At 67.2% G+C, this 8,051-nt stretch carries 7 protein-coding genes and 1 pseudogene; 2 read left to right on the top strand and 6 right to left on the bottom strand.

Translation table 11 applies throughout. The annotated features are described in order from the left end of the window. Positions 1–165 precede the first annotated feature (165 nt). Positions 166–384, top strand: a pseudogene (locus ITP53_RS61585) (DDE-type integrase/transposase/recombinase); the annotation flags it as partial. A gap of 36 nt (positions 385–420) precedes the next feature. Here ITP53_RS61585 and ITP53_RS51995 read toward each other — a convergent pair. From ITP53_RS51995 to ITP53_RS61580, 3 genes are all read right to left on the bottom strand, one after another. Continuing rightward, positions 421–2,505, bottom strand: a complete 2,085-nt coding sequence (locus tag ITP53_RS51995; protein ID WP_207757639.1) for a recombinase family protein — start codon at positions 2,503–2,505, stop codon at positions 421–423. Between the two features lie 382 nt (positions 2,506–2,887). Further along, positions 2,888–3,358 (bottom strand): helix-turn-helix domain-containing protein, encoded by a 471-nt coding sequence (locus tag ITP53_RS51990; RefSeq protein ID WP_195902897.1) that lies wholly within the window; start codon positions 3,356–3,358, stop codon positions 2,888–2,890. Between the two features lie 214 nt (positions 3,359–3,572). After that, positions 3,573–3,818, bottom strand: coding sequence for a DUF5372 family protein (locus tag ITP53_RS61580; protein WP_195902896.1), 246 nt, complete (start codon positions 3,816–3,818; stop codon positions 3,573–3,575). Positions 3,819–3,850: 32 nt separating this feature from the next. Between ITP53_RS61580 and ITP53_RS51980 the strand changes: the two genes are divergently transcribed. Continuing rightward, a complete protein-coding gene (locus ITP53_RS51980) occupies positions 3,851–4,096 on the top strand; it encodes an integrase core domain-containing protein (RefSeq protein WP_195902895.1) in 246 nt (81 codons plus the stop codon). A gap of 508 nt (positions 4,097–4,604) precedes the next feature. On the opposite strand, the gene ITP53_RS51975 is transcribed toward ITP53_RS51980, so the two are convergent. From ITP53_RS51975 to ITP53_RS51965, 3 genes are all read right to left on the bottom strand, one after another. Beyond that, positions 4,605–5,918 (bottom strand): MFS transporter, encoded by a 1,314-nt coding sequence (locus ITP53_RS51975; protein ID WP_195902894.1) that lies wholly within the window; start codon positions 5,916–5,918, stop codon positions 4,605–4,607. After that, a complete protein-coding gene (locus tag ITP53_RS51970; RefSeq protein WP_195902893.1) occupies positions 5,915–7,156 on the bottom strand; it encodes an ATP-grasp domain-containing protein in 1,242 nt (413 codons plus the stop codon). The genes ITP53_RS51975 and ITP53_RS51970 overlap by 4 nt, the downstream gene beginning before the upstream one ends. Positions 7,157–7,325: 169 nt before the next feature. Beyond that, positions 7,326–7,853, bottom strand: coding sequence for an HIT family protein (locus ITP53_RS51965; protein WP_207757638.1), 528 nt, complete (start codon positions 7,851–7,853; stop codon positions 7,326–7,328). Positions 7,854–8,051 lie beyond the last annotated feature (198 nt).

Genomic DNA, 8,051 nt, shown 5'->3' with positions numbered 1-8,051 from the left:
ACATTCCAGTCAGCACTGGACACCCTGCTCGACCGCCTCGCCGACATTCCAACACCGGCCGGAGCCACACCACGCCAGCTCAGCTCACCCACGGACGGGAGAATGCTGCCGATCGTCGAAGTCCGGCAGCACAAACAATCATAAAATCGGACATTTAGATTCCACATAATCGCCACCGTCGAGGACCTGTTCTCCCGCCGACTGCTCGGCTACGCCATGTCCGAGCACCACGACGCCGCCCTGACCTGCGCCTCGCTGCAGATGGCGGTGGCCACCCGCGGCGGCGACGTGGATGGGGTGATCTTCCACTCGGACCGCGGCTCGGAATACACCGCGGCCCGCTACCAGGAGCTGTGCGGGCGTCTGGGCGTGGTCCAGTCGATGGGCCGCGTGGGCTGCGCGCTGGACAAGACTCGGTCTTCATACTGCTCTCCTTCGATACTTTCGAGGGGGTTTGACTTCGAAGCCGGGTGGCCGGCGGTCTGCGAAGGGTCTGCCCTGCGCCGGACGTGGAGCGTCAGGGCCGGGTGCAGGGAACAGGTAGCCGTTCTTATCGTTGTAAGCGATCCCGGTGATCAGGCCGTTGCGACGCCAGATCTTCACGGTCTGGGGCGTGGTTCCCACAGCGTGCGCGTACTCCTCCATGGTGAGCAGGCCCTGGTCGCGTAGCCGCTGGTAGCGGTGGACCAGTTGGTAGGCGTCGCGGATGTCGCGGACCATCAGCGCGTTGTAGGCACGGCCTTTGCCGCTGCGGATTCCGCGCTGGTTGAGGATCGTGGCGATCTGCGGGTGGGTGTACTCGCCGAGTAGTTCGTCGATCAACGTGACGGTGTCGGGATGGGTTTGCCAGGATTTGCCGCCGCCGACGGGCTTGTCCAGAGTGAGCGTGTGGCTCTGCCCGCCGCTTAGCCGGATCCGGGCGGTCAGTTGGTCGGCCTTGTCCAGAGTGATGTCGGTGATGAGCAGGCGCGCGATGCGTTTGCGTTCCCGCATCGGGGTGGCCGGGTCGTGCCAGAGCGTGTGGACGTCGGCGGCGAGCGCGGTCAAGCGCGTCCGGGTGGCCTGCTGAAGTGGGACGGCGGCGCTGGTGGCCGTGTCGTAGTCCTGTCTGGCTGCGCGCACCTCGCGCAGGGCGGCGTTCCAGTCGGCTTCCAGGGTGTCGGCGACCAGCCGGTTGCCGGGGTCGACGGCCAGGTAGCGGCGGCGGGCCAGATCTGCGCGCTGCTCGGCGCGTTGGACGTGGGCAGCGCGCAGCCGGTCGGCTTGTTGCTCGCGTGCGGCGATCTGCTCGGTGACGGCCAGGGCGGTCTCCACGGCCAGCGGGGTGAGCTGGGCAAGCAGCAGGTCCGCGACGGCCTGGTCGAGTTTGGCGCCGGGGATGCGCTGGCAGATACGGGTGCCGTTCTGGATTGCCTCGGTCATGCACCGGTAGTCGGGCCAGAGCTGATCACGGTACTGGCGGTAGCCCACCGTCATCCGGCGGCCGCATCGGCCACAGAGCACCAGGCCCTGCAGCAGGGCAGGGCCCTCGCGGGGCGGCCCGGCTTTGCGTTCCTGGCCCCGGGACTGGGCGTTGCCGGCCAACTGGACCAGGTTGGCCTCCCACTGGCCGATGCTGATATATCCCGGGTGGTGGTCGGCGATCAGCGTGTCCCACTGGTCGCGTGGCAGCAACTCGAACCCGATACGGCCATCCGGGGTGCGGATGGTGCGGCGCCGCCCGTAACAGAACGCGCCCGCGTAGCAGGGATTGTGCAGCACCGACAGCACCCGCCAGTGCTTGAGCGGCTCCCACACCACCTGGCCCTTGCGTGGCCCGGACCGGATCCGCGCCGGGAACAGCAGCCCGTCCCGGCCAAAGGCCATGACCACGGCGCGGGCCGAGCCGGTCTGGGCGAACAGGGCGAACAGCCGCTCCACAGCGCCGCGGATCTGAGCGTCGGGGTCCAGGACCGGGTGGTCGGCGCCGTCATAGCAGTAGCCGATGGGCAGGGCCTGCTTGAGCTCCCCGCGCCGGGCCTTGGACAACTGGCCACCGCGTAGCCGGGCGCCGAGCAGGTGCAGCTCAGCCTCCGACATGGTGCCCTTCATGCCCAGCACGAGCCGGTCGTTGAACGTCCTGGGGTCATAGAGGCCGTCCTCATCCAGGATCAGGGTCGAAGTCAGCGCGCAGATCTCCAGCAGCCGATGCCAGTCGGTGTTGTTGCGCGCCAGCCGGGAGACCTCCAGCCCGAGCACGATCCCGGCCCTGCCCAGGCCAACCTCGGCGACCAGGCGTTGGAACCCGTCGCGATCGGCCGAACTGGCACCCGAGCGCCCCTGATCGGTGTCGATCACGGTGATCTGCGCATCGGTCCAGCCCAGCGCGATTGCCCGGCCTCGCAGGTCGTACTGCCGCCAGGTCGACTCGGTGTTGTTGGCCACCTGTTTCAGCGACGACTGACGGACATACAGGTAGGCATCGCGCCGCAGATGCTCGGCGGTCACCTTCGCCGATCCGGTCATGTCCCGATGCATAACCGCCTCCCACCGTCTGAGTTCAGGCTGTCTGAGTTCAGGGCCATCGGTGCCGGCGCGCCTGGCGCGCCTGCCGCGCCTGGCGCGGCGGCCATGACGAGCGCAGCCAGCACATCCACCAGATGCGCGCACCGCCCGCCGTCCGGCAGGACCGCTGTCGCCCGCCGGTCCGGCTCCGGTGCCGGGCCAGGTGGCGGAGCGCGGCGCGGGGTCGAGATGAGGGCCACGGCCGCCGCCCACGCCGCCATGCCGGAGCGGGCCAGCACGCTCCAGGCGTGCCGCCGGCCGTTTCCCCTGCCGCCGAGCACCGCCGCGCGCAGGCTCTCGTAGTGTTCGCTGATCTTGGCTGGGCTGGGCGTGTCCCTGGGGGTCAGCGCCCAGTCGCCGCCTCCGGGTCGTGGGGTTCGCGTCGTCGGGTGAGCGCCCGCTCCACCGAGCGCGGATGCACCGGGAAGCCGAACTCGGCTGCGATGAGTTTGGCCAGCGCCCGGCCCTTGAGACTCCGATCGGCTGCCCGCCACTGCTCGACCCGGTCCATGACCGGCTCAGTCAGCTTGCGCGGCCCTTTGGGGCCGGGCTTGCCCGGCACCAGCCCTGCCGGGCCCGCCGCGTCCAGTGCGGCAGCGGCGGTATAGAACGAGGCACGAGAGAAGCCGAATGCGGCGGCCGCCACCGTGACCGGCACCCGATCGACCAGGACCCTGCGGACCATCTCGTACTTGACCTGCACGAGATCACGCGGGTCGAAGAACGCCGAGGAGGAAAACAGCGGATCGACCACTGCGCTGGCCCGCTGGTTGAACACCCCGGCCGCTGTCAGCACTGCCGCCTTGCCGTCCATGCTCTCTCCCGGAACTCTGTTGCGACCCGTGCACAGATGATTACGCCGCGTGTTCCGGAAGGCAAGCGCAGCCACCCCGATCCCGAGGCACAACTACCAGCCCAGGCGGATAGCCGGACGGGACTGCGGGACAGGGATGGATCGACGCGGCGTAATCTTCTGACGTTCGCGGCGCAGACTCCTGGTCATGATCAAAGCCCGCGCCCAGGGAGCGTTACGAGGTCCGACGATCGATCAGATCCGCCAGCGCCACCAGGTCCGCGGTCCGGAATGGACACCGTCCCGCGGCCATGACCCGAAACGGGTCATCGGCCACCACGTCCGTCCACGCTGCGGGGATAGGCCGCCGTCGGCCCTGCTCGTCGAGATAGAACACCACATCGCCACTCCAGCACCGCGACCTGGCCACAAACTGCAGCACCTGCCCGGCTAGCGGATGGAACGGATGAGTGACCCTCACCAGACCATCTTCAGGATCGTGAACCTGAGGAGTTGACGGATCGGGATAACGCCGCCGCCGAGGCGCTGAACAGCACGCTGAAGGTCGAGTATGTCCACCGCCAGCGCTTCCGTACCCGGGCCGAGGCCCGACTGAAGATCGCGACTTGGATCGTCGACTTCTACAACCTCCGACGCAGGCACAGTGCCAATGACGGACTGCCGCCCATCACATTCGAGCATCACATGATCGACAAGAGGAAAGCCTCATCGGCCCTGCTGGGGACCGGTGTGGCATAGAACCGTCTCCACGTTTTCGGGGGATTGACAGCACCGGGATCGCGTGCGCGATCATCAGATACACGCACCACGCCTGCAGATTGATCCCCAGGCTGATCGGCGCGGATGACACTCCTCGCGGTACGGGCTGCGGTGTGGACCTTGCCGCAGTCGCAGGCCACCGTGTGCAGGTTGTGCTGGAAGTGCGGCGAAGGTGTTCGTGACGGTGAGGTAGGCCAGGCGAAGGAGCACGGCTGATCACCCTGCCGCACTTGGTTCCGTCTCCTGGATGGCCGGAGCTGGCGCCGCCACGCGAAGCCCTCGCAGGGTTATGACCTGGGCGGATGTAATTATCGGCAGACGCAAGGCCACGCGGGGCGCCTCGGCCTCCAGCACCGCCCGGCCCGCTCGGCCGGGACGCCTGCGAACCGCTCGCGCTACTGCGCCGCTGGATGATCGATAACATCAACCGTTGCCCGACCACCGGCGTCACGTGCTGAAGCGGTCTCGGCGGCCGGGCCGGCAAGCGTCAGGCCGGTTGGCGCCGTGGCGCCGCCACGGCGGGCAGGACCAGGCCGGTGACCACGAACAGGAGGCCGAGGCCCAGCCAGCCGACGGTGGTATGCGGGACGACGAGAGCCGTGAGCAGCACCGGGCCGATGATCGACTGCAGGGTCGTGCCGAGGCTGAAGACCGAGAGGTACTCGCTTCGCCGGTCCGAGGGCGCCAGCTCGTAGGAGATACCCCAGGAACCGGCCGCCTGCCACATTTCCGCGCCGGTGAGCAGGACGACGGCCACCAGGATGAGGCTGGTCGCCACGACCGGTGTCGTGCCGCTGGACAGCTCCAGCAGCAGGCAGCACCCGGCAAGCGCACCCGCGGCCCAGCGCATCCGACCGCTCGCCACAGTGATGTCGTCGCATCCGCTGGAGGCGCGAACCTGCAGGAGCACGACAAGGACGGTGTTGACCAGAATGATCAATCCGGCCAGCGCCGGCGGGGCAGAGGTGTGCATGACGATCCAGAGCGGGATCCCGACGGCGAGCAGCGTCATGTGCATGACGACGATGGCGTTGAGGGCGGTCAGCGCCAGGTATCGACCGTCGCGCAGCGACGCCAGACTGTGCCACGGGCCATTTCGCCGGGCACTGGCCGTCGAGTTGAGCAAGGGGATCCGGGCGAGCAGAACTCCGGCCAGCAGGAACGAAGCCGCATTCGTCAGGACGATGCCGCGGAAGCCGGCATGGGAGCCGAGCGCTACGAGCGTCGTGCCGGCGAGCGCACCGAGAGAGAAGCCCACATTGCGCACCACGCGTACCAGCGCCATGGTGCGGACGCGGTCGTTGTCGCCGACCGCGGCGCCGACGACCGCCTGGTTGAGTGGGCCCGTCGCCTTCTCCGCCATGGCGAGCATGCAGGCGACGATGAAGAAGAAGGGAAAGCTCGCGGTGAAGGCATAGGCGACGAACCAAGCCGCGCGCCAGACCTGGAGGGCCACCAGGACTTTTCGCGTGCCGACCCGGTCGGCGACGAGACCGATCGGTACGGTCGAGATCAATCCCACGATGCCCGCGGCGGAGAGCCCGAGGCCGATCTGTGCCGCCGTGAGGCCGGCCACCTGGGTGAGAAAGACGACGCTGCCGCTGAGGAAGATGCCGGTGCCGAAGGAGTCGACGAGCGCGACGAGCACCAACTGGTTCCCCGCGGCCGTCGACGGGAACACGCGTGTCAACCGGGCGAACCGGGCGCGCGCCGAGGTCTCCGGCCGCAGTTTCTCTTTGGCGCTGATGGCGGCGTCCTCCGAGCCGTTCGTGGAGCGCGGTGTGGGGTCCGGGCTCGTCATGCGCCGTACAGGACGTCGGCGAACTCGTCCGTCTTGTGGGTCTTGCGGCGCCAGTCGCGCAGTTCGGCGCTGGTCGTCGCGGCGGGAATGACCACGAGTCGCTCATCGAACCACTGCAACACCTCCGCCCTTCGCCGCTCCAACGACTGGGGGTCAGCAGCGGTGATCATCGCCATGCCGATCCGCGTGGTGGTGGAGTCGGCGGCCCCGGCCATCCGGTAGCCGATGGGCAGCTCGATGCGGGCGAACGACACACCGGGAAGTTCGGTGAGCTCCGCGGGAGACGGGCAACCGGCCAGCGTGCCGGGCCGGCTGGTGAAATAGACCGATCCGACGGTGCCGGCTCGCACCCGCACGTCGACTTCGGGTTTCCACCCCAGTGCGCACTGCACGGCCGCCTCGCCGAGGTCGACGCCGAACTTCGCCAGGATCTCCTCCTCGGTGAGTGCACCGCCACGGCGGGCGGCGCATTCGCTGAAGACGACCCGATCGCTCCGGGGGTCGTGGAACAGTTCCATGTGGAAGACGCCATCCGTCAGGCCAAGCGCGCCGAGGGCCTCGCGTACCATGTGGTCGGCTGCCTCGTATGCCCAGCTCTCGGTCTGCGGATCGAACTTGCGCATGCTCAAGGGCGCCTTGTCCTGCAGAGTGGTCAGGCAGGGCTGCTCGTAGCGGCCGAGGCCGTAGAACAGCAGTTCGCCATCGGACACGACGCCGTCGGCGGTCCACTCGTCACCGGTGATGAACTCTTCGAGGACGAAGGTGCGGGTGGAGATGCGCTGTTGCCGGTAACGGCGGGCGGTGGCGAGCAGCTCGTCGAGCCCGTCGACGGCCGACGTGGTCTGGGTGGCCAGGCCGGTCACCGGCTTCAGGACGGCACGCTCGAACGGCATCGTGAAGCCAGCTCCGAGGGCGAAGAGATCCTCGATGAGCACGCTGCGGGCCGTGTCGAGACCGGCGTTGACGATGCGCTGCTTCTGCAGGAACTTGTCGCGGAACAGCACCGCGGTCGAGGGACTGAGCACTCTGGCGCCCAGGGCACGCCCGAGCACCGAGGCGGTGATCAGCAGGGGCTCGATGGTCGTTTGCACCGCGGTGAACTGGCGATCGGCGAATCCCGCGCGGTGCAGGGCGGTGAGGATCGCCTCGGGCTTGTGGTGATCCTCGCAGAAGACCGGAATGGCGGGGGCGGGAATCTCCTGGAAGGCGAGGTCGCGGTGCCGCGCTCCATAGACCACTACATGCGGAATATTGAGTTTCCGGCAAGCCCGGAGAACGTAACGGTCCGGCGCGAGAATTAGTAACAGCTCCGATTCAGCAGGCATCGTTTCATCCTCGACTCAAGCGGATTTGGGCGCGGTACGGTCCACCCTAGGGCATATCTACTGTGATGCGCAGGAGGCGACTCTACCGGAACTCCGTGTTGCGGTGTGCCTCGTCGGCAGTAGGGGCACCGTCCGATCCGAGCAGTGATTCGTCGAGATACTCGCGCAGACGTAACGCATACGGCGCCTGCTCCTCGATCGATGCGTAGCCGCGCCGAGGGGGTGAGGAGTAAAGTTTGTCCCGGTCATACCGGGGGAACACGTGTTGGTGGAAGTGCCACACGTCTTGATGGCCGTCGGGTTCATTGTGCTGCCGTGTCGATGTGCCGGTGCAGCCGGGATACGTTGCCCGTATAGCGCGTGCGATGTGCTGTGACAAGTCGAAGACCGCGTGACCGAGGGACCTGGGAAGGTCGTACAAATTCTCGTGATGCTGGTTGGGCACCACGAGGATGTGGCCGAGGTTCGTAGGCCACATGCGTGGCGAGACAAAGGCAGTGACAGTGGGGGTACACCAGACCAGGGTCGTCGGACTGGATAGATCGTTGTAACGCCCCGCAATCAAGCCGCAAAAGGGACAGTCATAATCGGCTGGTTCGTGGTTGTACACCGATTGATCGTAGCCGTCGGCATGGCCTCGGTGTTGTGGCTCTACGAGCTTCCCTGGAGTCCGTATTCGCATGATCGCGCCGCGTGATCAACCTGGGTTACAGAGGGTGACCGGAGAAGTGTTGCCGCGGATCACGCAGGCATGATGAGCGCCTGTGGTTTGAGATCATGCTTGTCGACTAAAACTAGCGATCTCTCA

Source organism: Nonomuraea cypriaca, from assembly GCF_015645445.1.
Lineage (GTDB): Bacteria > Actinomycetota > Actinomycetes > Streptosporangiales > Streptosporangiaceae > Nonomuraea > Nonomuraea cypriaca.
This window is presented reverse-complemented; position numbering and strand designations above follow the sequence as displayed.

What these genes read in the sequence shown, in the direction of transcription:
- ITP53_RS51995 (WP_207757639.1), bottom strand. Translation starts at nt 2,505, where the DNA reads ATGACCGGATCGGCGAAGGTGACCGCCGAGCATCTGCGGCGCGATGCC.
- ITP53_RS51990 (WP_195902897.1), bottom strand. Translation starts at nt 3,358, where the DNA reads ATGGACGGCAAGGCGGCAGTGCTGACAGCGGCCGGGGTGTTCAACCAG.
- ITP53_RS51975 (WP_195902894.1), bottom strand. Translation starts at nt 5,918, where the DNA reads ATGACGAGCCCGGACCCCACACCGCGCTCCACGAACGGCTCGGAGGAC.